At 67.8% G+C, this 24,285-nt stretch carries 25 protein-coding genes and 1 pseudogene; 5 read left to right on the top strand and 21 right to left on the bottom strand.

Features of this window, described 5'->3' with window-relative positions:
- The first annotated feature begins 41 nt into the window (after positions 1–41).
- Positions 42–518, top strand: a complete 477-nt coding sequence (locus G333_RS0111160; protein ID WP_019628485.1) for a cupin domain-containing protein — start codon at positions 42–44, stop codon at positions 516–518.
- A gap of 126 nt (positions 519–644) precedes the next feature.
- Here the strand turns inward: G333_RS0111160 and clpB are convergent, their stop codons facing one another.
- From clpB to rluD, 3 genes are all read right to left on the bottom strand, one after another.
- Complete coding sequence (gene clpB / locus G333_RS0111155) at positions 645–3,227, bottom strand: ATP-dependent chaperone ClpB (protein ID WP_019628484.1); 2,583 nt, start codon at positions 3,225–3,227, stop codon at positions 645–647.
- A 270-nt stretch (positions 3,228–3,497) separates the two neighbouring features.
- Entirely contained in the window at positions 3,498–4,280 is a 783-nt protein-coding gene (pgeF, locus tag G333_RS0111150) for a peptidoglycan editing factor PgeF (RefSeq protein WP_019628483.1), read from the bottom strand.
- Positions 4,273–5,232 carry a 23S rRNA pseudouridine(1911/1915/1917) synthase RluD gene (rluD, locus tag G333_RS0111145; RefSeq protein ID WP_019628482.1) on the bottom strand — a complete coding sequence of 320 codons (960 nt, stop codon included), beginning with the start codon at positions 5,230–5,232 and terminating at the stop codon, positions 4,273–4,275. The genes pgeF and rluD overlap by 8 nt, the downstream gene beginning before the upstream one ends.
- Positions 5,233–5,311: 79 nt before the next feature.
- Here rluD and G333_RS0111140 point away from each other — a divergent pair, with 79 nt between their 5' ends.
- Positions 5,312–6,154, top strand: coding sequence for an outer membrane protein assembly factor BamD (locus G333_RS0111140; RefSeq protein ID WP_018144137.1), 843 nt, complete (start codon positions 5,312–5,314; stop codon positions 6,152–6,154).
- Between the two features lie 271 nt (positions 6,155–6,425).
- Here the strand turns inward: G333_RS0111140 and G333_RS0111135 are convergent, their stop codons facing one another.
- From G333_RS0111135 to G333_RS0111070, 13 genes are all read right to left on the bottom strand, one after another.
- Positions 6,426–6,764 carry a P-II family nitrogen regulator gene (locus G333_RS0111135; protein ID WP_017940393.1) on the bottom strand — a complete coding sequence of 113 codons (339 nt, stop codon included), beginning with the start codon at positions 6,762–6,764 and terminating at the stop codon, positions 6,426–6,428.
- 394 nt (positions 6,765–7,158) lie between these two features.
- Entirely contained in the window at positions 7,159–8,190 is a 1,032-nt protein-coding gene (locus G333_RS0111125; protein ID WP_019628480.1) for an IS110 family transposase, read from the bottom strand.
- A gap of 419 nt (positions 8,191–8,609) precedes the next feature.
- Positions 8,610–10,304, bottom strand: a complete 1,695-nt coding sequence (locus G333_RS0111120) for an NAD+ synthase (RefSeq protein WP_019628479.1) — start codon at positions 10,302–10,304, stop codon at positions 8,610–8,612.
- A gap of 7 nt (positions 10,305–10,311) precedes the next feature.
- The gene (sucD, locus tag G333_RS0111115; RefSeq protein ID WP_018175814.1) at positions 10,312–11,187 is read right to left on the bottom strand and encodes a succinate--CoA ligase subunit alpha; all 876 of its coding nucleotides are present in this window, start codon (positions 11,185–11,187) and stop codon (positions 10,312–10,314) included.
- On the bottom strand, positions 11,184–12,344 hold the full coding sequence (sucC, locus tag G333_RS0111110) for an ADP-forming succinate--CoA ligase subunit beta (RefSeq protein ID WP_019628478.1): 1,161 nt from the start codon (positions 12,342–12,344) through the stop codon (positions 11,184–11,186). Before sucC ends, sucD begins: the two co-directional genes overlap by 4 nt.
- Positions 12,345–12,412: 68 nt before the next feature.
- Positions 12,413–12,793 (bottom strand): aspartate 1-decarboxylase, encoded by a 381-nt coding sequence (panD, locus tag G333_RS0111105; RefSeq protein ID WP_018144141.1) that lies wholly within the window; start codon positions 12,791–12,793, stop codon positions 12,413–12,415.
- Positions 12,794–13,113: 320 nt separating this feature from the next.
- The gene (gene panC, locus G333_RS0111100) at positions 13,114–13,992 is read right to left on the bottom strand and encodes a pantoate--beta-alanine ligase (RefSeq protein ID WP_019628477.1); all 879 of its coding nucleotides are present in this window, start codon (positions 13,990–13,992) and stop codon (positions 13,114–13,116) included.
- Positions 13,993–14,022: 30 nt separating this feature from the next.
- Positions 14,023–14,817, bottom strand: a complete 795-nt coding sequence (gene panB / locus G333_RS0111095) for a 3-methyl-2-oxobutanoate hydroxymethyltransferase (protein ID WP_019628476.1) — start codon at positions 14,815–14,817, stop codon at positions 14,023–14,025.
- Between the two features lie 34 nt (positions 14,818–14,851).
- The gene (locus tag G333_RS0111090) at positions 14,852–15,502 is read right to left on the bottom strand and encodes a deoxynucleoside kinase (RefSeq protein ID WP_018144144.1); all 651 of its coding nucleotides are present in this window, start codon (positions 15,500–15,502) and stop codon (positions 14,852–14,854) included.
- Positions 15,499–16,044 carry a 2-amino-4-hydroxy-6-hydroxymethyldihydropteridine diphosphokinase gene (gene folK / locus G333_RS0111085; protein ID WP_019562814.1) on the bottom strand — a complete coding sequence of 182 codons (546 nt, stop codon included), beginning with the start codon at positions 16,042–16,044 and terminating at the stop codon, positions 15,499–15,501. Before folK ends, G333_RS0111090 begins: the two co-directional genes overlap by 4 nt.
- Positions 16,041–17,480 (bottom strand): polynucleotide adenylyltransferase PcnB, encoded by a 1,440-nt coding sequence (gene pcnB, locus G333_RS0111080; RefSeq protein WP_019628475.1) that lies wholly within the window; start codon positions 17,478–17,480, stop codon positions 16,041–16,043. The genes folK and pcnB overlap by 4 nt, the downstream gene beginning before the upstream one ends.
- A 52-nt stretch (positions 17,481–17,532) precedes the next feature.
- On the bottom strand, positions 17,533–18,003 hold the full coding sequence (locus G333_RS0111075; RefSeq protein WP_018144147.1) for an NUDIX hydrolase: 471 nt from the start codon (positions 18,001–18,003) through the stop codon (positions 17,533–17,535).
- Positions 18,000–18,440 carry an RNA-binding S4 domain-containing protein gene (locus G333_RS0111070; RefSeq protein ID WP_018938995.1) on the bottom strand — a complete coding sequence of 147 codons (441 nt, stop codon included), beginning with the start codon at positions 18,438–18,440 and terminating at the stop codon, positions 18,000–18,002. Before G333_RS0111070 ends, G333_RS0111075 begins: the two co-directional genes overlap by 4 nt.
- Before the next feature lie 106 nt (positions 18,441–18,546).
- Between G333_RS0111070 and G333_RS0111065 the strand changes: the two genes are divergently transcribed.
- Positions 18,547–19,236, top strand: a complete 690-nt coding sequence (locus G333_RS0111065; protein ID WP_019628474.1) for a glutathione S-transferase family protein — start codon at positions 18,547–18,549, stop codon at positions 19,234–19,236.
- A 324-nt stretch (positions 19,237–19,560) separates the two neighbouring features.
- On the opposite strand, the pseudogene G333_RS15290 reads toward G333_RS0111065, so the two are convergent.
- Together G333_RS15290 and fur are read right to left on the bottom strand one after the other, a co-directional pair.
- Positions 19,561–19,768, bottom strand: a pseudogene (locus G333_RS15290) (hypothetical protein).
- Positions 19,769–20,189: 421 nt separating this feature from the next.
- On the bottom strand, positions 20,190–20,615 hold the full coding sequence (fur, locus tag G333_RS0111060) for a ferric iron uptake transcriptional regulator (RefSeq protein WP_018145396.1): 426 nt from the start codon (positions 20,613–20,615) through the stop codon (positions 20,190–20,192).
- A 98-nt stretch (positions 20,616–20,713) separates the two neighbouring features.
- On the opposite strand from fur, the gene G333_RS0111055 reads away from it, so the two are divergent.
- Positions 20,714–21,076, top strand: coding sequence for an outer membrane protein assembly factor BamE (locus G333_RS0111055; RefSeq protein WP_018145395.1), 363 nt, complete (start codon positions 20,714–20,716; stop codon positions 21,074–21,076).
- A 41-nt stretch (positions 21,077–21,117) separates the two neighbouring features.
- On the opposite strand, the gene G333_RS0111050 is transcribed toward G333_RS0111055, so the two are convergent.
- From G333_RS0111050 to G333_RS0111040, 3 genes are read right to left on the bottom strand one after another with little or no spacing between them, the layout of a single operon-like run.
- Positions 21,118–21,471: an RnfH family protein gene (locus G333_RS0111050; RefSeq protein ID WP_018145394.1), complete on the bottom strand. Its 354-nt coding sequence runs from the start codon at positions 21,469–21,471 to the stop codon at positions 21,118–21,120.
- Positions 21,472–21,499: 28 nt separating this feature from the next.
- Entirely contained in the window at positions 21,500–21,940 is a 441-nt protein-coding gene (locus tag G333_RS0111045; protein WP_018145393.1) for a type II toxin-antitoxin system RatA family toxin, read from the bottom strand.
- A complete protein-coding gene (locus G333_RS0111040) occupies positions 21,940–23,298 on the bottom strand; it encodes a sodium-dependent transporter (protein ID WP_018168070.1) in 1,359 nt (452 codons plus the stop codon). The genes G333_RS0111045 and G333_RS0111040 overlap by 1 nt, the downstream gene beginning before the upstream one ends.
- Before the next feature lie 198 nt (positions 23,299–23,496).
- On the opposite strand from G333_RS0111040, the gene smpB reads away from it, so the two are divergent.
- The gene (gene smpB / locus G333_RS0111035; RefSeq protein WP_018168069.1) at positions 23,497–23,976 is read left to right on the top strand and encodes an SsrA-binding protein SmpB; all 480 of its coding nucleotides are present in this window, start codon (positions 23,497–23,499) and stop codon (positions 23,974–23,976) included.
- The last annotated feature ends 309 nt before the right edge of the window (positions 23,977–24,285 follow it).

Genomic DNA, 24,285 nt, shown 5'->3' with positions numbered 1-24,285 from the left:
GGAGCGCGCCGGGTGAAGCCATGACCCACAGGAGGTGCACCATGTTCAAACACGATATCCCGCCCACCGGGGCCATACCCCGCCTTGCCTCGGCCGCCGCCCTCGTGCTGGTCGCCGCCTGGACAGTCGCGACGGCGGACCAGGGCCCGGCCTTCATCCACGAACCCGATTCCCCCGATCTCGAATGGGGCCCGTGCCCGGACTTCATGCCGGATGGCTGCCGGCTCGCCGTGCTGCAAGGTGACCCGGCGCAGCCCAATGCCGACGTCTTCTTCCTCCTCCCCGGCAACAGCACCGCGCCCCACCACTGGCACACCAGCGCCGAACGCATGGTGCTCGTCAGCGGCGAGATGCAGGTCGACTACGACGACCAGGATCCGGTCGCGCTCCGACCCGGCACCTATGCCTACGGACCGGCCCGGCTGGCACATACCACCCATTGCACATCGGACGAGGACTGCATCCTGTTCATCGCGTTCGAGGAACCGGTGGACGCCCACGCCAGCCACGACGACTGACCCCGTCACCGTCCAATCACCACCGCCGGATGCGGCCGCCAGCCCCTTCGCCCGCTCTGCTGCTCCCGGACCCAAAAAAGGCCCGCACGGGGCGGGCCTTGTTGGATCGGAACAGCGACAGCCCGGTCAGGCGGCAGCTGCAGCCCGGGTAAAGGCAAGCTGGTCGCCAGCCAGGTCCACCTCGATAGTATCGCCGGGGCCGAATTCGCCGGACAGCAGCGACTGGGCCAGCGGGTTTTCCATCTGCGTCTGGATGGCCCGCTTGAGTGGACGCGCGCCGTACACCGGGTCGAAACCGGCGGCGCCCAGGTGATCGAGCGCGGCGTCGGTGATGGTGAGCCCCAGATCGCGCTCCTCCAGACGCTTGCGCAGGAACTGCAGCTGGATGCCGGCAATCGCCCGGATCTGCTCGCGTTCCAGCGGGTGGAACACCACCACGTCATCCACGCGGTTGATGAACTCGGGGCGGAAGTGCTGCCCGACGATCTCCATCACCGCGGCCTTCATTGCGTCGTAGTTCGCCTCGCCGGCCATCTCCTGGATCTGCTGCGAGCCCAGGTTGGAAGTCATCACGATCACCGTGTTGCGGAAGTCCACGGTGCGCCCATGACCGTCCGTCAGACGACCATCATCCAGCACCTGCAGCAGCACGTTGAACACATCCGGGTGCGCCTTCTCGACCTCGTCCAGCAGGATCACGGAGTACGGCTTGCGGCGCACGGCCTCGGTCAGGTAGCCGCCCTCCTCGTAGCCGACATAGCCCGGGGGCGCCCCGATCAACCGCGCCACCGAGTGCTTCTCCATGAACTCGGACATGTCGATGCGCACCATGGACTCTTCGGTGTCGAACAGGAACGACGCCAGTGCCTTGGTCAGTTCGGTCTTGCCAACCCCGGTCGGGCCGAGGAACAGGAACGAGCCATTCGGCCGATTCGGATCGGACAGGCCCGCCCGCGAACGGCGGATGGCGTTGGCCACCGCGCGCACGGCTTCCGTCTGGCCGACCACGCGATCACCCACGGCCTCTTCCATGCGCAGCAGCTTGTCCTTCTCGCCCTCCAGCATCTTGGAGACCGGGATGCCGGTCCAGCGCGCAACCACCTCGGCGACCTCCTCGTCGGTCACCTTGGTGCGCAGCAACTGGGTCTCCTGGCTCTCCATCTCGTGGGCCATGGCGAGGGACTTCTCCAGATCCGGGATGCGCCCGTACTGCAACTCGGACATGCGCGACAGGTCGCCGGCACGGCGGGCGGTCTCCAGCTCGGTACGTGCGCGCTCGAGCTCTTCCTTCAATTGCGCGGCGCCGGAGACCGAGGCCTTCTCGGACTTCCACACCTCTTCCAGATCGGAGAGCTCGCGCCCCAGGCGATCGATCTCGCCCTCCAGGGTATCCAGCCGCTTCTTCGAGGCGTCGTCGGATTCCTTCTTCAACGCCTCGCGCTCGATCTTGAGCTGGATCAGGCGGCGCTCCAGGCGGTCCATGGACTCGGGCTTGGAGTCGATCTCCATGCGGATGCGCGAGCTGGCCTCGTCGATCAGGTCGATCGCCTTGTCCGGCAGCTGGCGATCGGTGATGTAGCGCTGCGACAGCTGCGCCGCGGCGACGATCGCCGGGTCGGTGATCTCGATCCCGTGGTGGACCTCGTAGCGCTCCTTCAGCCCGCGCAGGATGGCGATGGTGTCTTCCAGCGTGGGCTCGTCCACCACCACCTTCTGGAAGCGGCGTTCCAGCGCGGCGTCCTTCTCGATGTTCTGGCGGTATTCGTCCAGCGTGGTCGCGCCGATGCAGTGCAACTCGCCGCGCGCCAGGGCCGGCTTGAGCATGTTGCCGGCGTCCATCGCGCCCTCGGCCTTGCCGGCGCCGACCAGGGTATGGATCTCGTCGATGAACAGGATCACGCGACCCTCTTCCTGCGACAGCTCCTTGAGCACGGACTTCAGCCGCTCCTCAAAGTCACCACGGTACTTGGCCCCGGCCAGCAAGGCGCCCAGATCCAGTGCAAGCACGCGCTTGTCCTTCAGCCCCTCGGGCACCTCGCCGTTGATGATGCGCTGGGCCAGACCCTCGACAATCGCGGTCTTGCCGACCCCGGGTTCGCCGATCAGCACCGGGTTGTTCTTGGTGCGGCGCTGCAGGACCTGGATCGAGCGGCGAATCTCCTCGTCGCGCCCGATCACCGGGTCCAGCTTGCCCTGCTCGGCGCGCTCGGTCAGGTCGATGGTGTACTTGTCCAGCGCCTGGCGGTTCTCCTCGGCGTTCGGGTCGTCCACCTGGGCACCGCCGCGCATGTCGTCCACCGCCTTCTCCAGGGAGTCCTTGTTGGCGCCGGCGTTGCGCAGCATCTCGCCCACACCGGCCTTCTCGGCGATCGCCGCGAGCAGGAACAGCTCGCTGGGGATGTACTGGTCCTTGCGCTCCTGGGCAAGCTTGTCGCAGACATTCAGCATGCGCCCCAGGTCATTGGAGACATGCACCTCGCCCGCGGCACCCTCCACTCTGGGCAGGCGGTCCAGCGCCTCGCCCAGCGCGGAGCGCAGCTGGCGCACGTTGGCGCCGGCGCGGTCGAGCACGTGGCGGATGGTGCCGCCCTCCTGGTCCAGCAAGGCCAGCAGCAGGTGGGCCGGTTCGATGAACTGGTGGTCGCGGCCTACCGCGAGCGATTGTGCATCCGCGATGGCGGACTGAAACTTGGTCGTCAGGCGATCCATTCGCATTGGGAAACCCCTCGGTCAAATCTGGGTGAACTGACACCAATGATGGGGGCAATCCCCCGACCTTCAAGGATAGACGGACGGAAACCCCCTCATCAGACAAACGCCAACACCGTCACGAACGAACGTCGGGGCTGCGCCCGGAGGTTGCCACGGCCCCTGCGGGGCCTCGCGATGACGGGGGCAGGAAAAAGCACCGTCATCGCGAGGAGAGCAGCGACACGGCAATCTCCATGGGCAACCTACGCGCCGGACCGAGCGTCGGGGTTATCGCAGGTGGCCGGGATCGACCCAGACGAGCGTGCCCATGCGGCCGGTCTCGCCATCGCGGCGGTAGGAGAAAAAGGTATCCGCCTCGCTGAAGGTGCAGCGTCCGCCACCGGCGACCTGCGCCACCCCGGCCCGCTGCAGGCGCTGCCGGGCCAGCAGGTAGAGATCCGCCAGCAGGCGGCCCTCGGCGCCGGGGCAGAACGCGGCAACGGCCTCCGGGTCGTGCGCGACAAAGGCCTCGCGGACCTCGGAGCCCACCTCGAAGGCCGCAGGGCCAATGGCCGCCCCCATCCAGGCCTGGATGGGCATCCCCGGGCGCAGCGTCTTCAGGGCCTCCACGCTGGCCTCCAGCACCCCGTCCGCCAGCCCACGCCAGCCGGCATGCGCCACCCCCACCGCCGCGCCATCGGCGGTCGCCAACACCACCGGCAGGCAGTCGGCGGTCTGCACCGCACAGACGACCCCGGGCCGGTCGCTGACCACTGTGTCGGCCGCGGCCGCGTCGCCGGCCTCCAGCGCCGCGTGCAGGGCGTCGGCGTTGGTCACGCCGGTGCCGTGGACCTGGCGCGGCCAGGCGATCGGCGTGGCCAGCCCCAAAGACTGTTCCAGCCGACGCCGATTCTCCGCCACATGCTCCGGGTCATCGCCGGTGTGCAGCGCCAGGTTCAGCGCGGCCCAGGGCCCGGTACTGACTCCGCCCACCCGCGTGGTCTGGACCGCGCGCACGCCGGCCGGCAGTTCGCCGGGGGACGGCGCCAGCAGGGGCAGGGTCTCAGGCATCACCGGTCTCCCGGGCATCGGCGCGCAGGGCTGCAAGCAGGCCCTCGAAGTCCTCCGGTAGCGGGGCCTCGAACGCGCAGGGTTCGCCGCGGGTCGGGTGCTCGAACTCCAGGCGCGCCGCATGCAGGGCCTGACGCTTGAAGGCCGCCACCGTGGCCCTGGCCGCCTCACCCATGCCCTTGACCGGCCGCGGGCGTCCGCCGTAGGTCAGGTCGCCCACGATCGGGTGGCGGATATGCGCCATGTGTACGCGGATCTGGTGGGTACGGCCGGTCTCCAGACGCACGTTCAGCAGGGTGTGGGCGGGGAAGCGTTCGGCCACGCGGTAATGCGTGACTGCAGGTTTGCCACCGCCGGTCACCGCCTGGCGCTTGCGATCCACCGGGTGGCGCCCGATCGGCTCCTCGATGCTGGCACCGCTGATCACCCGACCCTGGACCAATGCGCGGTACTCACGGTGCACGCTGCGCGCCTGTAACTGGCGCACCAGGGCGGTCTGCGCCTCCGGAGTGCGCGCGACCACCATCAGTCCGGTGGTGTCCTTGTCCAGGCGGTGGACCACGCCCGCGCGCGGCAACTGCGCCAGCTCCGGGGCGTGGTGCAGCAGGGCATTGACCAGTGTGCCGTCGCGATGCCCGGCTGCCGGGTGGGCCACCAGCCCGGCCGGCTTGTTGATCACCAGCACCGCCGCATCCTCGTACAGGACATCCAGCGCTATGGCCTCGGGCTGCGCCGCCAGCACCGGGGCGTCCGGCGCGATCAGTTCCACCCGCTCGCCGCCTCGAACCGGCGTGCGCGGGCGCGGCGAGGCGCCGTCCACCCGCAGCGCGCCCTCCTTCAGCCACTGGGTCAACTGGCTGCGCGAATACTCGGGGAACAGCTGCGCCAGCGCGGCATCCAGGCGCTGCCCGGCCGCCTCCTCCGGCAGATGGGCCTCACGCGGTTCACTCATTGCGCGGCCTCCCGCTCGTCGCCACCGGGGCTTGATGTTGTAGAATCCTTGGACTTTGGTTCATCTGTGAGGCCTCGCCGTGATTTCTGTCCCGCACCTGTCGCGCCTGCTCGTCGTTCTGTTCGTGGCGCTCGTGGTCGCCGGCTGCGCCGGGCGCGAAGACCCCACGCTCGGCTGGTCCGCCAGTCAGCTCTACGGCGAGGCCAAGAACGCCCTGAACGAGGGCAACTACGATCAGGCCGTCGAATACTACGAAAAACTCGAGGCGCGCTACCCGTTCGGGCGCTACGCCCAGCAGGCGCAGATCGAGATTCCCTATGCCTACTACAAGGCCGGCGAGCCGGAACCCGCCCTGGCGGCCGTGGACCGCTTCGTGCAGCTGAACCCGCGGCATCCGAACCTCGATTATGCGTACTACCTGCGCGGGCTGATCAACTTCAACCGCCAGCAGGGCTTTCTCGCCAACCTGTTCCCGCGCGACCCGGCCGAGATGGACCCGGAACCCTTCGACCAGGCCTTCCAGGACTTCGACCGCCTGATCCGCGAGTTCCCGGACAGCCGCTACGCCCCGGACTCCTACCAGCGCATGCTCTACATCCGCAATGCACTGGCCGCCTACGAGCTGCGCGTGGCGGAGTTTTACATGGAACGTACCGCCTGGGTCGCCGCGGCCCAGCGCGCGCGCAACGTGGTGGCCACCTATCCCGGGGCCGAGGTGATGCCGAAGGCCCTGGCCGTGCTGCACCGCGCCTACACCGAACTCGGCCTGGAAGACCACGCCGAGAACACCATGACGGTGCTGGAACTGAACTACCCGGATGCCGCCGTCGCCGTGCGCGCCGGCGAACCGGTGGAGCTGGAAGGCGAGGAACGCCGCGGCCTGTGGCGCGTGATGGACCGCATCCCCTTCCTGACGAATTAACCGGGGAAAGCGGCACAACCGTAAAGCCATCCCCCGGCGGGCGCCCCCGCACCACCTTGGGGATGGCACCGTCATTGCGAGGAGCGCAGCGACGAAGCAACCTCCTGAAGCTGGCAGAGCGCCGGGATCCAGTGGTTCCGGACGGAGGTTACTCGCTACGCTCGCCCTTCGGGCCGGCCTGCGGCCGTTCAACGCCGCTTCGCTGCTTTTGTGCCACGTCGGCTTCGCCTCCTCGCAATGACGCTGCGATCCCCCGCCGTGCGGGCCGAGGCTACAACGCTTCGCTGCCCTCTTCGCCGGTGCGGATGCGGACCACGCGCGACATGTCGGACACGAAGATCTTGCCGTCCCCGATCTTGCCGGTGCGCGAGGCCTTCACGATCGCGTCAATGCAGGGATCGACACGGTCGTCGTCCACCACCAGTTCCAGCTTCACCTTGGGCAGGAAGTCGACCACATATTCCGCGCCCCGGTAGAGTTCCGTATGGCCCTTCTGGCGCCCGAAACCCTGAACCTCGGTCGCGGTCATGCCGGCAATACCCATCTCGGTCAGGGCCTCGCGGACATCTTCCAGCTTGAACGGCTTGATGATCGCCTCGATCTTCTTCATGCGAATCCCTTTGGTTGAGCCCGCTGCGCGGGCGCTTGTCTCACATCCGGAAGTGTATCAAACCCCCGGCGCTGCGCTGGAAGATCCGCCCCGGCGCGGTCCGAGGCCCCCGTCATTGCGTACATGGACGCCCCCGGTTTGCCAAGCGTTTGAGTCGATGGTTTCGGGGCGACGATTGCTCCCGTACATTCGGACTGCGTGTGCGGCTTTCATTCGCCACGGTCCCGGATGGATTCCGCGGGTGGAGGGTCCCAGCGAGGTCGCGCACTCGAGGTGCTTCGCAATGATCGGACTGGCCCCCACCGGGATCGCTCCCGTTGCCATCATGCTCAATCGCTTGCGCAATCGAGGGTTGGGTACGTACTAACGCGTTCGCTTCTCCGTTTTTGCGGGCTTACGCGGCGGCGCCGCGCAGGCCGGGGTCGAACGTCCGGTCATGGGCCATCAGGGCCCAGACCGTGCGGGCATTCTTGTTGGCCAGGGCCACGGTCGCCACGTTGGGACAGCGCCGCTGGCGCAACCCTTCGAGCCAGGGGTCGCCGCCCTCGCCGCGGCGCTGATCCGCCAACAGGGCGGACCGCGCCCCGTGGATCAGCAGCATGCGCAGGTAGCGGTCGCCGCGCTTGCTGATCCCCAGCAGGTTCGACTGGCCGCCACTGGAGTGCTGCTTGGGCACCAGCCCCATCCAGGCGGCCAGTTGGCGACCGTTCTTGAAGTGCCGGGCATGGCCGATCGCGGCGACCAGGGCGGTCGCGCTGATCGGTCCGATCCCCGGGATCTCGGCCAGGCGCCGGCTGACCGCATGACTTCGATGCCAGGCCTGGATCTGGCGCTCCTGTTCCTTCACGGCCTGCTCCAGTCGCCGCAACTCCTCCAGCCGGTCGGCCAGCAGCGTGCGGAACAGATCCGGCAAGCCGTTCTCCGCATCCTCCAGGATCCCCGGGAGCTCGCGGAACAGGGTCGTCATCCCCTGGGGCACCACGATCCCGAACTCGGCCAGCAGCCCGCGCACTTGGTTGGCCTGCGCCGTGCGCGCCTTGATCTGGCCCTCGCGCACCCGGTGCAGCGCCAGTACCGCCTGCTGGTCGGGCGTCTTGATCGGCACAAAACGCATGTTCGGGCGGGTCACCGCCTCGCAGATCGCCTCGGCGTCCGCCCGGTCGTTCTTGTTCGTCTTCACGTAGGGCTTCACGAACTGCGGCGCCATCAGCCGCACCTCGTGCCCCAACGCCTGCAACTCACGCGCCCAGTAATGGGCACTCCCGCAGGCCTCCAACCCGATCCGGCAGGCCGGCAGCTGGGCGACGAAGTTGCGCAACTGGCTGCGCCGCAGCGCCTTCGAAAACACCTGCCGGCCCTGCGCATCCACGCCGTGGACCTGGAACACGTTCTTCGCGAGATCAATACCGAGTGTTGTAACCTGCATCCGGACGCCTCCGTCTTCTTCGAGTGAGAGTGATCACCCCCACTCTGGCACATCGCGATGCCGTAATAGGGCGGGGGCGTCCATCCCATTGAGGCCCCGCAGGGGCCGCGGCAACCTCCTGAAGCTGGCAGAGCGCCGGGATCCGGTGGTTCCGGACGGAGGTTACTCGCTACGCTCGCCCTTCGGGCCGGCCTGCGGCCGTTCAACGCAGCTTCGCTGCTTTTGTGCGACGGCCCCTGCGGGGCCTCGCAATGACGCGACCGGGAAGCACCGTCATCGCGAGGCGCGCAGCGCCGTGGCGATCTCGCTGGACGACCGCGACGCCGGCCAAAGCGAACGTCGAGGGTTCCGGACGGAGGTTGCCGCGTCGGCTTCGCCTCCTCGCAATGACGGGGGCCGGGTACGGCGTCGGGGATCACTCAGTCCGGACGATAGCCGGAGGTAATCGGGTAGCGCCGGTCGCGGCCGAAGGCGCGCGGACTGACCCGCACCCCTGGCGCGGCCTGGCGGCGCTTGTACTCGGCGATGAACACCATGCGCGCGATGCGCTCCACCGTGGGGCCGTCGAAGCCCTGGGCGACGATCTCGGCGACGGACTGCTCCTGCTCGACGAAGGCCTCGAGGATCGCGTCCAGCACGTCGTATGGCGGCAGCGAGTCGGCATCCCGCTGGTCCGGCGCCAGCTCGGCGCTGGGCGGGCGCTCGATCACCCGCGGCGGGATCGCCGCGCCGCACGTGTTGCGCCAGCGTGCCAGGCGGTACACCCACTGCTTGGAGACGTCCTTCAGTGGCGCGAAACCGCCATTCATGTCGCCGTACAGCGTGGAATAGCCCACCGCCATCTCGGACTTGTTGCCGGTGGCCAGCAGCAGCTTGCCGCTGCGGTTGGACAGCGCCATCAGCAGCACGCCGCGGGCGCGCGCCTGCAGGTTCTGTTCGGTCACGTCTCCCGCCCCGGCCGGATACGCCGCCAGGGCATCCCCGAGCCCGGCCATGAAGCTCTCCACCATCGGCTCGATGGCGATCTCGTGGTATTCGAGACCCAGAAGCCGCGCCTGCTCCTCCGCATCCTCGATGCTCATCGAGGCGGTGTAACGATAGGGCATCATCACCGCGGTCACCGCCGCCGGGCCCAGCGCATCCGCCGCCAAGGCCGCAGTCAGACCGGAGTCGATGCCGCCAGACAGGCCCAGCAATACCCCCGGGAAGCCGTTCTTGCTCACGTAGTCACGGATGCCGATCATCAGCGCCTGATAGAGGTCACGGGCGTCCGCCTCGTCCGGTTCCGGGCCGGGGTCGGTCAGGGTCGGAAGCATGCCGCAGGCGGACAGATGCATGTGCTCGTCGCGGGACCGCAGGACCGGCCCCTGCGCACTGCGACTTGCCTCTACCTGGCCCTGGCCGGTGGCCCAGGCGGGCAGCACGGCGCGGGCCCCGTTGACCGGGTCGTGCACGAACGAGCGGCCGTCGAACACCAGTTCGTCCTGCCCGCCCACCTGGTTCACGTAGACCACCGGGCAGCCGGTCTCGGCCACCCGCGCCCCGACCACCTGCAGGCGTTCCTCGGCCTTGCCGCGGTGGTAGGGCGAGGCGTTGAGATTCAGCAGGAGCTCGGCCCCGGCAGCCTGCGCCCCGGCGGCCGGACCCGGCTGCCAGATGTCCTCGCAGACGGTCAGCCCGATCTGCCAGCCATCCAGCTCGACCACGCAGGGGGCATCGCCAGCAACGAAATAGCGCTGCTCGTCGAATACCGAATAGTTAGGCAGGACCTGCTTGGCGTAGCGCGCGATACAGGCCCCGTCGCGCAGCCACAGGGCCGCATTGATCAGGCCGCCATCTCCCTGCACCGGGGCACCCAGGATCACGTCGATATCCCGCGCCGCCTTGGTGATCGCCACCACCGCGCGCTCCACGCCCAGCAGGAAGGCCGGGCGCAGCAGCAGATCCTCGGGGGGATAGCCGGTGACCGCGAGTTCAGGGAAAACCACCGCGCGGGCGCCACCGGCACGGGCCTGCTCGATGGCCTCGAGGATTTGGTGGCGATTGTCGTCCAGCCCGCCCACGACCGGATTGATCTGGGCCAGGGCCAGACGCAGAGGCTGGTCAGGGGTCATCGGCGACTCAGGCGCGGGCGAGCGCGGACTGCATCGCGGCGCCCAGCTCGGCCGGGCTCTCCGCCACGGTCGCGCCGGCCTCGCGCAGGGCCGTCATCTTCTGCTCCGCGGTACCCTGGCCACCGGCGATGATCGCGCCGGCATGACCCATGCGCCGCCCCGGGGGCGCCGTGGCGCCGGCAATATAGGCGGCTACCGGCTTGTCGAATTCGTCCGCGATATAGCGTGCGGCGCGTTCCTCGGCATCACCGCCGATCTCGCCCACCATCAGCACGCCGTCGGTCTCCGGGTCATCGCGGAACAGGCGCAGGCAGTCGACAAAGTCGAGGCCCTGGATCGGGTCACCGCCGATGCCCACGCAGGTGCTCTGACCAAGCCCGAGGTCCGATGTCTGCTTGACCGCCTCGTAGGTCAGGGTGCCCGAGCGCGAGATGATGCCGATGCGCCCGCGGCTATGGATATAGCCGGGCATGATCCCGACCTTGCAGGCCTCCGGGGTGATGATGCCCGGGCAGTTCGGGCCGATCAGGCGCGTGGGGCTGCCGGCCAGGACCTGCTTGACCCGCACCATGTCCTGGACCGGGATGCCCTCGGTGATGCAAACGGCCAGTTCGATCCCGGCATCCGCCGCCTCGCAGATCGCGTCGGCCGCGAACGGCGCCGGGACGTAGATCATGCTGACCGTGGCGCCGGTCTGCGCCACCGCATCGGCGACGGTATCGAACACCGGCCGATCCAGGTGGGCCTGGCCGCCCTTGCCCGGGGTCACGCCCCCGACCAGGCGCGTGCCGTAGGCGATGGCCTGCTCCGAGTGAAAACTGCCTTGCTTACCGGTGAAGCCCTGGCAGATCACCCGGGTGTCGCGGTCGACGAGGATGCTCATGCCACGGCCTCCACCACGGCGCGCGCCGCCGCGTCCAGATCGGCGGCCGGGATCACGTCCAGCCCGGAGTTGGCCAGCGCGGCGCGGCCCTGCTCGGCGTTGGTGCCCTCCAGGCGCACCACCACCGGCACCTGCACCTGGATCTCGCGGATCGCGGCGATAATGCCCTCGGCGATCAGGTCGCAGCGCACGATGCCGCCAAAGATATTCACCAGCACCGCCTTCACCGATGGGTCCGACAGGATCAGCTTGAACGCTGCGGTGACCCGCTCCACAGTCGTACCGCCGCCGACATCGAGGAAGTTGGCCGGCGAGCCGCCGTGGTGCTGGATCAGGTCCATGGTCGCCATTGCCAGCCCGGCGCCGTTGACCATGCAGCCGATCGAGCCGTCCAGGCGGATGTAGTTGAGGTCGTGCTCGTGTGCCTGCTCCTCGGCGGGGTCGCGTTGGCGCACGTCGCGCTCCGCGAACAGCGCCTTCTGGCGGTAGGCCGCGGAGTCGTCGATGGTCAGCTTGGCGTCGATCGCCAGCAGCTGATCCTCATGGGTCAGCACCAGTGGGTTGATCTCGAGGAGCTGCGCGTCGAGCTGCTGGAACAGGGCATGGGCATTGGTCACCAGCTGCGCCATCGCCTTCGCCGCGTCGCCGGACAGGCCCAGGGTGGCGGCGACCCGGCGGCCGTGGAAGGGCATCACGCCGGTGGCCGGATGGATCGGCAAGGTCACCACGGCCTCGGGGCGCTCTGCCGCCAGGGTCTCGATGTCCATGCCGCCCTCGGCGGAGACCACCAGCGCCAGGCGCTCGCGCGAACGATCCACCAGCATCGCGAAATAGAACTCGCTGGCGATGTCCGCCGCCGGCTCCAGCAGAAGCTGGTCCACTGGCAGTCCTTCGGGGCCGCTCTGGCCGGTCACCAGGCGCGAACCCAGCAGCTTTTCCGCCGCCTCGCGCGCAGCATCGGCGGAATCCGCCATGACCACGCCACCGGCCTTGCCGCGACCGCCGGAGTGCACCTGGGCCTTGACCAGCGCGCGCTCGGCACCCAGCGCCTGCCAGGCCCCGGAGACCTGCTCGGCGGCGTCGATCACCTGACCTTCGGGGACGGGGATACCGGCGTCGCGAAAGCGCGCCTTGGCCTGGAATTCGTGGAGATTCATGGGCGTCGAGGATAGCGGCGCAGCCCCGGCCCGACAACTGCGGGAGGCGCGCGCGCAGGAGAGTGTTCTTAAGCGGCCTGGACCGGGATGCCGTTACCGGTACGCACGATGCGGTTGCCGGCGTCGAGATAGACCAGGTCGGGCGTGAATTCGCGGGCCTCGGCGGCCTCCATCTGGCCATAGGCACAGATGATCACGCGATGGCCCACCGCGGCCTTGTGTGCGGCCGCGCCGTTGACCGAAATGATCCCGGAGCCGGCCTCGCCCTCGATCGCGTAGGTGGTAAAGCGCTCGCCGTTGTCGACGTTGTAGATCTGGATCTGCTCGAACGGCAGGATGCCTGCGGCGTCCAGCAGGCGCGTGTCGATGGCACAGGAGCCCTCGTATTCCAGCTCGCAATGCGTGACCCGGCCCTGATGCAGCTTGCCTTTCAGCATGGTGACAAACATACGGCGAATTCCCGGCTTGAACCTCGGAAGGGCGGAAAATTATCCGCGATCCCGGCGGATACGGCAAACGCGCCTTCTCGAGTCGATGGTTTTTCACCGTGAAGCGCGCGAAGACACGGAGAAATTCGAGGGCGACTTACAGGCAGGCTGGAAGACAGAACGAGTGGCATAACAGGAATGGACCCGGCGTTCGGGGGCTCGCAAGAACGTTACCGATTGTCAGCGCCCTGCAGCACCACCCTCACCCTTTAACCTGCCCGTCTTCTGTGGATGACTCTTGAATTTCTTCGTGTGCTTCGGGGTAGCCGAAACAAGCAGCGTCAGTCGGTACGGGTGCGGACGTTGTCGATCAGGCGGACGCCTTCCAGCCAGACGGCGGCCAGGACCACCAGGTCCTGCTCGGCCAGGGGCACATCGGTTGCCGGCTCCATCAGGTCTTCCGCACGGCGGATGGAGAGGTATTCGGGCTCGAAGCCGGCCTCGCGCAGACGATCGCTGGCGCGGGCCTCCACCTCGGCGATGCGGTCGGCGTCCACTTTGGTGGCCGTGCGGCAGACGGTCGCCACCTCGTCCAGCACCCGCTTGAGCTCGGGTGCCACGGCCCGCGCCTCTTCCGACAGCTGGCTGTTGCGTGAACTGAAGGCCAGGCCATCCGGCTCGCGCACGGTCGGGACTGCCTCCACCCGGGTGGGGATGTCGAGCCCCTGCACCATGCGCTCGATCAACTTGAACTGCTGGTAATCCTTCTCGCCGAACAGGGCCAGATCCGGGCGCACCAGGTTGAACAGCTTGGTCACCACGGTGGCCACGCCCTCAAAGTGCCCCTGGCGATAGGCACCCTCCAGGATCTCGGAAAGCACCGGCACCACGACCTGCACCGGGGGCAGGCCGTCGGCAGGGTACATGTCCTCTTCACTGGGACAGAACAAGGCGTCCACACCGGCATTCGTCGCCAGCCGGGCGTCCTCGTCGAGGGTGCGCGGATAGCGCTCCAGATCCTCGGCGCGGTCGAATTGCAGCGGATTGACGAAGATCGACACCACCACCCCCTGGGCCCGCGCCCGGGCATGCCGGATCACGGTCATATGGCCCTCGTGGAGGTTGCCCATCGTGGGCACCAGCGCCACGGTACCGCGCCCCTTGCGGGACCACTCTCGATGCATGGCCACCAGTTGCGGCCGATCACGCAGGATTCTCATGGGCCAGGATCCATCCTTTGGGAAACGCAGTTAACTGAAGGTATGCACGCCGGATTCGGGGAAGGCTCGCGCCCGCACCGCATCACAGTATCCGCGGACGGCGCCCTCCAGGGAACCGCCTTCGACAAGGAAATCGCGCGCGAAGCGCGGCGGCTCGGGCGTCAGGCCGATCACGTCGGTCAAGACAAGCACTTGACCATCGCAACGCGGGCTGGCGCCAATCCCGATCACCGGGACCCCTGCACTGCGCACGATGACATCGGCCAGGCTTTCGGGGATACCCTCCAGCAGCAGGGCCTGGGCCCCGGCGTTCTCCAGCTGGGCGGCCAGGGATTCCAGCTCCGCCGCCGCCTTCGGGTCGCGCCCCTGCACGCGGTGCCCGCCGAGACGGTGCACCGCCTGCGGGGTCAGGCCCAGATGGGCACAGACGGGAATCCCGGCGGCGACCAGGCGCTCGACCACGGGGACCTCCATCGCGCCGCATTCCACCTTGACCATGTGAGCCCCGGCGCGCAGGAGCGCCCCGGACTGGATCAGCGCGGTAGCGGGATCGACATCGCCAAGGAACGGGATGTCGGCCATGATCAGCGCGTTCTCACTGCCGCGGGCCACGTTGGCTACATGGTAGACCATGTCCTCCAGCGTCACTGGCAGGGTGGTCGCATGCCCCTGGACCACCATGCCCAGGGAATCGCCGACCAGGATCACGTCGAGCCCACAGCGATCCAGCAACCCGGCGAAGGCTGCATCATAGGCCGTGAGGCAAGCGATGGGTTCGCCCGCCTGCTTGCGCTGGGCCAGGGTATTCACGGTAATCGGACGCATGCTCATGCCTCCCGGGCAGTCCGGCTTGCCAGCCTCAAAGCGAGATCGGCAACGGGTTGAAGTAGTGCCGCCCGCCCTGGATCGGCTCCAGGAACTGCACCAGCTGGTCAAAGTCGGCCGGGTTGTTCACCCAGTCGATCTCGGTGGCGTTCACAATCACGAGCGCCGGTCCTTCGAAATGATAGAAGAATTCCGCATAGGCCGCGTTCAATCGCTCCAGATAACCGGCCTCGATGTGACGTTCGTACGGTCGTGCCCGGCGGCGGATGCGCTCCTGCAGCACCTCCACCGGCGCCTGCAGGTAGACCACCAGGTCCGGGCGCGGCAGCCCCCCGCGCAGATGGCGGAACATCTCGCGGTAGATCTCCAGCTCATCCGGATGCAGGTTCAACTCGGCGAACAGCGGGTCCTTGTCCATCAGGTAGTCGGACACATGGCGCTGCTCGAACAGGCCCTTCTGCGCCAGCGGCGTCAGCTGGCGCACGCGCTGCACCAGAAAGTGCAGCTGGGTCGCCAGGGCGTGCTTGTCCGGCTCCTGATAGAAGCGATCCAGGAAAGGGTTCTCGTCCGGGGCCTCGAAGATGCCCTCCGCCTGCAGGTGCTCGGCCAGGCGCTTGGCCAGGCTGGACTTGCCGACCCCAATCGGCCCCTCTACCGCGATGAAATCGAAATCGGCAAGGCTCATCCGCGCCCCTCCGCGGTCGCCACGGCCTCCTGCGGTTCCGCGATCGGGATCAGGCTCGCACCGTCGAAGCGCTGCGCCAGCCGATCCAGCGACCCCACTCCCGGGATCTGTAGCGACGGCGCCAGCTCCAGCAGCGGCAGGATCACAAAGTCGCGCTCGGCAATCCCGGCGTGCGGCACCTTCAGCCCCGGCAGATCCAGCGACTGCTCGCCGAACAGCAACAGATCCAGATCCAGCAGGCGCGGCCCCCAGCGGGTACCGTCCCGCTCGCGCCCGCAGGCGCACTCGATGGCCTGCAGCTCCGCCAGCAGGTCCAGCGGCTCCAGTCGGGTGTGCAGACGGGCCACGGCGTTCACGTAGTCGGGCTGGTCCTGCGGGCCCATCGGCGGGTTACGGAACAGCCGCGAGCGCCCGATCAGACGCGTTTGCGGCAACTCATGCGCCAGCCGGGCAAAGGAGTCCCGCACCTGCGTCTCGGGGTCACCCAGGTTGGCGCCGATCCCGATGAACGCGTGTACGCCGCGGGCAGGCACGCTGCTCATTCGCCGCCACCCCCCGATTCCGGGTTTGCGCCCGCATCGGCGCTCGCGCCGGCGCCGCCCTTGCGTCCCCGACGCCGGCGCCGGCCGCCACGGCGTGACTTGCTCTTGGCCCCAGCCTTGCCATCCCCTTTGGGAGCACCCTTGCCCTGGGCACCCGCCATGGCCTTCTGTGCGTCCTCGTCCAGCTCCTGGATCTCGGTCCACCAGCGACACAGCTCGGGGTCGGCATCGCCGGCGCGGGCGCGCAGGCAGAGAAAGTCATAACCGGCGCGAAAGCGCGGATGCGTCAGCAGGCGCAGCGCACGGCCACCACGGTGGCGCTCCAGCCGCGCCTGGAGTTCCCAGATCTCGCGCACGATCAGGCTGAAGCGTTTGGGAATGGACACCGTCTTCACCTGACGATCCAGCACCTCGGCCATCGCCTGCTGCCAGGCCGGAATCTCCTGTTCGTCGGCCGCGATCCGTTGGGCCGCGGCCACCTGCACCGGGGCCCAGAGGATGGCCGCGTAGAGGAACGCCGGGTTCACACCCAGGCCTTCATTGATGCGCTTGTCGGTATTCAGCAGCGACTCGACCAGGAACTGGCGGCGCTCGGGGCCAACGTCCGTATCGGCAAAGCAGGCCGCAGCCTCGGGGAACATCGGCTCGAACAGGCCGAGGCGTTCCAGCTCGTCCAGACAGGTGACCGCCGCACCGCTGTGGAACAGCTTGATCACCTCGTCGAACAGCCGCGCCGGGGCTACCGTCTGCATCAGCGAGGCGAGATCAAGGATGCCGGCCTCGACCTCCGGCGCGATGGTCAGACCCAGCTTGGCGGCGAAGCGAACCGCACGCAGCATGCGCACGGGGTCTTCGCGCAGGCGCGTCTCGACGTCGTCGCCGATCAGGCGCAGCTCGCCCGCGCGCAGGTCCTCGAACCCACCGGTGTAATCCAGCACCGAGAAATCCTCGATGTCGTAATACAGGGCGTTGATGGTGAAGTCGCGGCGCACCGCATCCTGCTCGATGGTGCCGTAGCGATTGTCGCGCAGAATACGACCTTCCTCGCTCAGCGCGACCTGCCCTTCGTCCTCGGACTCGTCGTCATGCGGCGCGCGGAAGGTCGCCACCTCGATCATCTCGCGTCCGAACAGCACATGCGCCAGGCGAAAGCGACGCCCGATCAGACGGCAGTTGCGGAACAGGCCACGCACCTGCTCGGGGGTGGCGTCGGTGGCGACATCGAAGTCCTTCGGCTCGCGGCCCAGCAGCAGGTCGCGCACGCCGCCGCCCACCAGGCAGGCGCGATAACCGGCCTCGCGCAGCCGATAAAGCACCTTCAGGGCGTTGTCGTCGATCGCCGCGCGCGAGATGCCGTGCTCCGCACGCTCGTAGACGCGCGGTTCCGGCAGCTCGCTGTCGGGCCGGGACGGGGTTGCGGGGTCAGCCTTTGTCACGCGATACCGTATCGGTGGTCGAAAGCGCCGTATGGTAACAGCTTGGCCGGATTCATCCCGTTTTTTGTACCGGACGCGGGGCGGCGGTTTCGCCGGTCAGGCGCCAGCGCCGATAGTCGTCGAGGATACGTCGGTGGTCGAAGACCAGCACCTGGCCCGGGTCTTCCGGGTCCAGCCAGGCGCAGTCGGCAGCGTCATCCCCGGCCCTGGCCTCGCCCCGGCCCCGCGCGATGTAGACCGCGCTGACGGTGTGCCCGCGCGGGTCGCGCTGCGGGTCGGAATACACCCCCAGCAACGCCTCCAGCTCGACCTCCAGCCCGGTCTCTTCGCGCGCCTCGCGTACCGCGGCATTCTCGGTCGACTCACCGACGTCGACGAAGCCGCCCGGCAGGGCCCAGCCGTGCGGGGGGTTGTGGCGCTCGATCACCAGCACACGACCGGGCTGCGCCGAGTGGCGGATGACCATGTCCACCGCCAGCCGGGGTGTGACGGGCGGGCCACTCGAGGCTTCGGGGTTGTTCACTCGGATTCACTCCTGTCGCTGCCGTCCTGGCGAATAAAGCGGCGGATCTTGCGCCGCTCGCGCTTGTCCGGGCGCCGGCTGGGGGCGCTGTCCGCGACCGCGCGCTCGGCGCGCCGGCGTTCGCTTTCGGCCGCGCGCCGGGCCTGGCTTTCTTCGGTCTCGGTGTACAGCGCCTGGGCTTCGCGCGCTGGCCGTCTCTGGTCGCTCAAATGGACCACATCCAGCTCCCAGACCTGCGGGCCGCGGTGGATGGTCAGGCGATCACCGGTGTGCACCCGACGCGCCGGCTTGCAGCGCTCGCCGTTCACGTGGACCTTGCCGCCGCCGACCGCCTCGCTGGCAAGGCCGCGCGTCTTGTAGAACCGGGCGGCCCAAAGCCATTTGTCGATCCGCAGCCCGGCGCCGGGCGCCCCGTTGTGGCCGCTACCCTTGCCCAAGGCTTTCCCGCGACATCACGAGGGGAGACAATGCGCCCCCCTTAATAGCGAGGAACCGGCGACCCGGATCGGGGCCCCGCCCCACCTGCGGACGCCGAAGACCACCATGAATCTGCCGCATCTGCACCTGATCAGTTTCGCCATCTGTCCGTTCGTTCAGCGTAGCGTGATCACACTGAAATACAAGGAGGCGCCGTTCGAGCTGAGCCTGATCGATCTGGCCAACCCGCCGGACTGGTTCCGCGAACGCTCGCCCCTGGGCAAGGTTCCGCTGTTGATCGTCGACCACGATACGGTGCTGTTCGAGTCGGCCGTGATCAACGAATATATCGATGCCATTACCCCGCCCGCGCTGATGCCGACCGACCCGCTGGAACAGGCACGCACCCGGGCCTGGATCGAGTACCTCTCGGAACAGACCTTTGCCCAGTACCACTGGATGACCGCGACCACCGAGGATGCCTTCGAGCTGGCGCGCCACACTGCCGCACGCGGGCTGGAGCGCCTGGAACAGCAGATGACGCAGGACGACCGCCTGGCCGCGCCCGGCTTCTCGCTGATTGATGCCACCCTGGCCCCGATCCTGATGCGCTATGCGCTGCTTGAGGATCCGGACAGCCCCTGGGAGACCGAGGCCTTTCCGCGCCTTGCGGCCCGCTGGGACCAGCTGCGCGAGATGCCGGCCGTGCGGGACTCGGTCCCGACCGACTTTGCGGCACAACTGGCCGACTACCTGCGCCAGCAGGACGGCTTTGCGCCAGCGCATTTCGCGCCGCGGCTCGACGCGTCCGCCTGACCGAGGCTTCACCCGACCGCCTACCCCGGTGGTCGGACTCGGCCCATCAACCGCCGGGTTGAGTCTGGTCATGGTTCGACATCTGGTGTTTACGCTGGCTTCGGTCCGCCGCCTGCCTGGTTGTGGCTGGCCCCGGTTCATCATCTGATGTTTACGGTGGCTTCGTCTGGCCGCCTGCCAGGCGCTCTCTCGCGAGCGCACCGCGAGGCACTTTCTTGCTTGCCCAAGAAAGTGCCCAAAGAAGGGCACCCGGATTTCGCCCGGGAACCTCGCTCCGGACGCGCTGGGCCGGCGGCGCTGAACTCGCTGCGCCTGCGGCTCCGCTCAGACATCCAGCGCCTTCTTCCGGCCTATCACGCCCTCCGCGAGGGGCTCCATACGGGAGGGGAAGGTCAAAACAGCAGGTATTCCGGCGCCATGGAACGACAACAGGTATCGCCGCCCGAAGGCCCCCCGGCGCCCGCTTCGCGGGCGCGGCACGCAACGGCCAAAGGCCGAGCGTGCCGAAGGTGTATGAAGACCTAGCCATCATCCACTGGCAGGAACGCTGGGATAGCCCTTGTTTGGACCTGCCTCCCCGTTGTCGTCGCGCCGAGTGGAGAGGCTTTTCGCGGGAGAAGAGGTGCTGGATGTCTGAGCGGAGCGCCGCGCAGCGAGTTCAGCGCCGCCCGCGAAAAGCCTCGGAGCGAGGGAAACCCCGGCCCGCGCAGCGGGCCGGGGTCGCGGCAGTCGGGCGTGTTTCTTGGGTACTTCTTTGCACGAGCAAAGAAGTACCTCGCGGTGCGCTCGCGAGAGAACGCGTGGCAGGCGGCCAGACGAAGCCACCGTAAACACCAGAGGACGAACCAGAGCCAGCCACAACTGAGCGAGAAAAGGCCCGAGAGCGAGCCCGCATCACACGCCGCGTGCGTCGCGTCGGTGCGGCTGGGAAAAGACTAGCGAGAGGCGCGAGCTCAGGCCGGGCGGTGGGGGCAGGCGCTGTCGGTGCAGTCGCCGTACAGGACCAGCGCGTGGTCCTTGATGGCAAAGCCGTGATGCTGCGCCACCTCGCGCTGACGCCGCTCGATGGTCTCGTCGAAGAACTCCTCGACCCGCCCGCACTGGTTGCAGACGATATGGTCATGGTGCCCGCCCCGCTCCAGCTCGAACACCGCCTGGTTGCCCTCCAGGTGCAGGCGGCAAACCAGCCCGGCCGCCTCGAACTGCGTCAGCACGCGATACACCGTGGCCAGACCGATTTCCTCGCCGGAATCGAGCAGCTCGCGATAGATCGCCTCGGCCGTCAGGTGACGGGTCTCCGAGTTCTCGAGGATCTCGAGGATCTTCATCCGCGGCAGCGTGACCTTGAGCCCGGCCTTCTTGAGATTACTCGTTTCCATTGCCCGTTTTCCCGGTCCCGTCCGCTTGAGAGAGGCGGGACGCTTTGGTGTACCATGCGCGTTCACGGCCCACCAGACGCCGAGGACCGCCCGCTCAGATGATCAAGATTCTCATTTCTATCGCCGTGGCCGCAAGCCTGCTGAGCGCCTGCGGCGGCCTCAACCAGTTCCGTCTGGATGTCCAGCAGGGCAATGTGATCGACCCCGTACAGGTGGCCCAGATCCAGCCCGGCATGACCCCGCAGCAGGTCCGCTTCCTGATGGGGTCGCCCCAGCTGGAGCCCGCCTTCCGGGCCGATGACCGCTGGGACTACGTCTACTATCGCCGTCCAGGCTTCGGCTCCACCGAACGCCAGCGAGTGACCGTGCATTTCGACAACGGCGTAGTCAGCCATGTGGATGCCGACATCCCGCAGCCGGTGGCGCTGGACGAGCATCCGGTCGACAGAGACAACGACTGACACCCGCGCGCGGCGGCATATTTCGCCGCCGCAAGCCCCTGCTACTCCTTCGCGTTGTCGGCCGGCGCCTCCTTCGGCTTGTCGTCGGCGGCGCCGGCGTCACCCTTGCCCGGCTTTTTCTTGCGCCCCTTGTCGGCACGCTGGCGCCGCACCTCCTTCGGATCCGCGATCAGCGGGCGATAAACCTCGATGCGGTCGCGTGGGCGCAGCACGGTGTCCCTACGGGTGATCTTGCCGAAGATCCCGACCTTGGCGTTGTCCAGATCGATCTCGGGAAACTGCAGTTCAATCTCCGACTGGCGCAGCGCGGTATCGACCGTCGTGCCCTCGGGCACCACCAGCGGCAGGATCACCTGCCGGTCGGGCCGCGCGTAGGCAATCTCCACCCGGATCATGCCGCCCTCTGCGGCCGTTGCCACGTGGCTATCCGTCACCGTGGACCTCGCGCGCGCGCTGGACAAAGGCATCCACCAGCGAATTGGCAATCTGAGTGAACACCGGGCCAATCGCAAAGGCCATGAGCCGGTTGGCAAACTCGAACTCCAGCTCCAGGGCGATGCGGGTCTTGCCGCCCTCGACCTCGGTAAAGCTCCAGGTCCCGTGCAGGCGTCGGAACGGCCCGGAGACCAGGCGCATGTCGATGCTTTCCGGGCGCTTGAGCGTGTTCCGGGTGGTGAACGACTTGTGCAGCGCCCCCTTGGCCAGCTCGATCGTGCCCTCCACCTCGTGCTCGCCACGCGGGCGCGCGGAGGCACTGCGGCAGCCGGGCAGGAACTGCGGATAGGCGTCTACGTCATTCACCAGATTGAACATCTGTTCACGGCTGTAGGGCACGTCCGCGTAGCGGCGAATCTTCGAGGCCATCAGATCAACTCCACGGCGCGCAGGAACACAAACAGGATCGCGACCGGCGCGACGAAACGCACCAGAAAGTACCAGACCTGGTACAGGACCGGGTGCTTGAGGCGCAGCTCGGACTGCACCGAGCGCTCGGTCATGCGCCAGCCCACGAAGATCGCGATCAGGAACCCACCCAGCGGCAGCAGGATGTTGGCCGTCACGTAATCCAGCAGGTCCAGGATGCCCATGTCGAACAGGGTGTAGTCGGACCAGACGTTCAGCGACAGCAATGCGCCGATGCCGAGGAACCAGGCCCCGATGGCGATCATCGCGGTCGCCATCACCCGGGTCAGCCCCATGTTCTCGACCAGGAAGGCGACCGCCGGCTCGATGATGGAGATCGCCGAGGTCCAGGCCGCAAACACCAGCAACACGAAGAACATGGTGCCGAAATACAGCCCGCCCGGCATGTCGGCAAAGGCCAGCGGCAGGGTCACAAAGATCAGCCCCGGCCCCTGCTCGGCCGACAGCCCGGCCCCGAGCACGATGGGGAAGATCGCCAGCCCGGCCATGATCGCGACCAGGGTGTCCGCCCCGACCACCGCCGCGGAGGTGCGCGCGATGGACGCATCGCTCTGCAGATAGCTGCCGTAGATCATGATCGCGCCCATGCCCAGGCTGAGCGTAAAGAAGGCCTGGCCCATCGCCAGCAGAACCGCGTTGGCGGACAGCGCGGAGAAGTCCGGATACAGCAGGAACTCCAGTCCGGCGAGGAACTGCCCCTCGACCATCGCATAGCCGACCATCACCACCAGCATCACGAACAGCAGCGGCATCAGAATGGTCACCGCCTTCTCCAGGCCGGACTGCACCCCACGCGCGACCACCATCGCCGTCATCACCATGAAGATGGTGTGCCAGGCCAGCAGGGCCTCCGGGTCCGCCAGCATGTTGCCGAACATCGACTCCGAGCCATCTGCATCCAGCCCGAGAAAGCCGCCGGTCCCCGATTTGAAGACATACGACAGCGACCAGCCCGCGACCACGCTGTAGAACGACAGGATCAGAAATCCGGCCAGCACCCCGATCCAGCCGATCATGCCCCACGCGCGCGTCAGGCCCTCCTCGCGCGCCAGGGCCGACATGGTATTGATCGGGCTCTGCCGCCCGCGCCGGCCCAGCAGGATCTCCGCCATCATCACCGGCAGGCCGATCAACAGGATGCAGCCGAGATAAACCAGCACAAAGGCGCCACCCCCGTTCTCACCGGCGATATAGGGGAAACGCCAGATATTGCCCAGGCCAACGGCCGAACCCGTGGCCGCGAGAATAAAGGCCAGACGGGTCGTCCATTGCCCGTGGATCGAGGTCGTGGCTGGCATCGGTGGCTCCTTGTTGAACGGAGACGGGGGGCTCTCCCGCGGGCCGCCGCCCCCGGCAGCGGCCAGGGCCGGTCGCGCAAGCGCATCGCCGGGTCCGCCGGAATTGTGGGGCAGCGGGTCGCCCGGCTCAACTTTCACCCCGCGCGCCCGGACATTCCGACTGCTTCGGCCGCCCGCCTGCAGTACACTGCCCGGGTTATGGGAAAGAACAAGAAACAAGCCAAGGAACCGTCCAGCACCATCGCCCTCAACCGCAAGGCGCGCCACGAATTCTTCATCGAGGACCGCCTGGAGGCGGGGATGGAGCTCGAGGGCTGGGAGGTCAAATCAATGCGCGCGGGCCGCGCGCAGCTGAGCGAGGCCTACGTGCTGCTGCGCAACGGCGAGGCCTTCCTGTTCGGGGCCCACATCACCCCGTTGCCGACCGCCTCCACCCATATCAATCCGGATCCCAGCCGCACGCGCAAGCTGCTGCTGCATCGCGCGGAGATCAACCGCCTGGTCGGCGCGGTGGAGCGCAAGGGCTACACCCTGGTGCCGATGGCTCTGTACTGGAAGCGCGGGCGAGCCAAGCTCGAGATCGGCCTCGCCAAGGGCAAGAAGGAATACGACAAGCGCGCCGACAAGAAGGACAAGGACTGGGAACGCGAGCGGGCACGGATCCTGAAGCACGGCTAACGCCGCCACGCCCCGCCCACCATCCCCATTCCGGCTCGCGCCGGCCGCGCCTCCTCATCCCGGGATGTGTACGGTGCCCTCTTCCTGCCATCTGCCAGGGGGGCTGGGCCTGGTTCAGCATCCAGTGTTTACATGCCTTCGTCGGGCCGCCTGCCAACTTGGCTGGCCCGGGTTCGTCCTCTGGTGTTTACGGGGGCTTCGTCGGGCCGCCTGCCACGCGCTCTCTCGCGAGCGCACCGCGAGGTACTTCTTTGCTCGTGCAAAGAAGTACCCAAGAAACACGCCCGACTGCCGCGACCCCGGCCCGCT

Origin of the sequence: Thioalkalivibrio sp. AKL10, assembly GCF_000381845.1 — a bacterium.
GTDB lineage: Bacteria > Pseudomonadota > Gammaproteobacteria > Ectothiorhodospirales > Ectothiorhodospiraceae > Thioalkalivibrio > Thioalkalivibrio versutus.
The sequence above is the reverse complement of the archived record's forward strand: the minus strand, read 5'-3'. Positions and strand labels throughout refer to the sequence as shown.